Origin of the sequence: Corynebacterium sp. 212_CJEI (assembly GCF_001055915.1) — a bacterium.
Lineage (GTDB): Bacteria > Actinomycetota > Actinomycetes > Mycobacteriales > Mycobacteriaceae > Corynebacterium > Corynebacterium jeikeium_D.
The window spans coordinates 563-2,878 of record NZ_JVPT01000066.1 but is presented as its reverse complement, the minus strand read 5'-3'; the positions used below and the strand labels follow the sequence as shown (position 1 = coordinate 2,878).

At 54.4% G+C, this 2,316-nt stretch carries 2 rRNA genes (1 of these 2 running past the window's edge); both read right to left on the bottom strand.

Annotated features, from left to right (window positions below):
- A 23S ribosomal RNA gene (locus ADB02_RS08895) occupies positions 1 to 329 on the bottom strand; it reaches 2,832 nt to the left of the window's first position.
- A gap of 381 nt (positions 330 to 710) precedes the next feature.
- Positions 711 to 2,235 (bottom strand): 16S ribosomal RNA (locus ADB02_RS08890).
- The 16S and 23S rRNA genes sit together here, the layout of an rRNA operon.
- Positions 2,236 to 2,316 lie beyond the last annotated feature (81 nt).

The following is a 2,316-nucleotide window of genomic DNA, read 5'->3' as shown; positions in this document are numbered from 1 at the left end:
TGCATCCCCACAACCCCACGCACGCAAACCCTGCCAGGTATCACACGCACGCGGTTTAGCCTCATCCACGTTCGTTCGCCACTACTAACGGAATCACAATTGTTTTCTACTCCTACGGGTACTGAGATGTTTCACTTCCCCGCGTAACCACCAATTAGACTATGAATTCATCTAACGGCGACCGCCCACAACGACGGCCAGGTTTCCCCATTCGGACACCCTCGGATCAACGCTCAGTTGGCAGCTCCCCGAGGCCTATCGCAGCCTCTCACGTCCTTCATCGGCCTACTATGCCAAGGCATCCACCATGCGCCCTTACAACACAACACACAAACAAATAACTAAGAACAATCACAAACAGAAAAACTGCTTGACAAAATCGAACTTACAGAAAAACAAGATGCTCGCGTCCACTATCCAGTTCTCACACAACACCCACACACCACACACAAACCACCACAACAGCAGCCTGCCCGCAGCACGCAGCAACCTGTAAACAGGAACAACAACATGTGTCATCCCAGACACCCAACAGCGCACCAACAACCAACCAACACCAAAGGAAAGCACAAACGCTTAAAGTCATCACACGCACGCGCAGACCACCACTTCAGTGATCTAACCAGTAGGTGTTCCACCCAAAAAACAAAAAATAGCCACACGCCACCAACACGATGACACATGACACAAAGAAAAAATAATCTCCTTAGAAAGGAGGTGATCCAGCCGCACCTTCCGGTACGGCTACCTTGTTACGACTTCGTCCCAATCGCCAATCCCACCTTCGACAGCTCCCCCACAAAAAATGTGTTAGGCCACTGGCTTCGGGTGTTACCGACTTTCATGACGTGACGGGCGGTGTGTACAAGGCCCGGGAACGTATTCACCGCAGCGTTGCTGATCTGCGATTACTAGCGACTCCGACTTCACGGGGTCGAGTTGCAGACCCCGATCCGAACTGAGACCGGCTTTGCGGGATTAGCTCGCCCTCACGGACTGGCAACCCACTGTACCGACCATTGTAGCATGTGTGAAGCCCTGGACATAAGGGGCATGATGATTTGACGTCATCCCCACCTTCCTCCGAGTTAACCCCGGCAGTTTCTTACGAGTCCCCACCACAACGTGCTGGCAACATAAGACAAGGGTTGCGCTCGTTGCGGGACTTAACCCAACATCTCACGACACGAGCTGACGACAACCATGCACCACCTGTATACAAGCCACAAGGGAAACACCATCTCTGGCGCGATCCTGTATATGTCAAGCCCAGGTAAGGTTCTTCGCGTTGCATCGAATTAATCCACATGCTCCGCCGCTTGTGCGGGCCCCCGTCAATTCCTTTGAGTTTTAGCCTTGCGGCCGTACTCCCCAGGCGGGGCGCTTAATGCGTTAGCTACGGCACGGATCCCGTGGAAGGAAACCCACACCTAGCGCCCACCGTTTACGGCATGGACTACCAGGGTATCTAATCCTGTTCGCTCCCCATGCTTTCGCTCCTCAGCGTCAGTTACTGCCCAGAGACCCGCCTTCGCCACCGGTGTTCCTCCTGATATCTGCGCATTTCACCGCTACACCAGGAATTCCAGTCTCCCCTACAGTACTCAAGTTATGCCCGTATCGCCTGCACGCCCGGAGTTAAGCCCCGGAATTTCACAGACGACGCGACAAACCACCTACGAGCTCTTTACGCCCAGTAATTCCGGACAACGCTCGCACCCTACGTATTACCGCGGCTGCTGGCACGTAGTTAGCCGGTGCTTCTTCTCCATCTACCGTCAGAAACCCTTCGTCGATGGTGAAAGGAGTTTACAACCCGAAGGCCGTCATCCCCCACGCGGCGTCGCTGCATCAGGCTTCCGCCCATTGTGCAATATTCCCCACTGCTGCCTCCCGTAGGAGTCTGGGCCGTGTCTCAGTCCCAATGTGGCCGTCCACCCTCTCAGGCCGGCTACCCGTCGCCGCCTTGGTAGGCCATTACCCCACCAACAAGCTGATAGGCCGCGGGCCCATCCCACACCGAAAAAACTTTCCACCACACCCTCACGGTGCGGTCCTATCCGGTATTAGACCCAGTTTCCCAGGCTTATCCCGAAGTGCAGGGCAGGTCACCCACGTGTTACTCACCCGTTCGCCACTCGTGTACCCCAGCAAGCTGGAGCCTTACCGTTCGACTTGCATGTGTTAAGCACGCCGCCAGCGTTCGTCCTGAGCCAGGATCAAACCCTCCATCAAAAACCCTTCAAATCAGAAGAATCAAAAAAACAATGAAAGGCCCAAAAACCTGACAAAAACAGACAAACAACCACCACACAC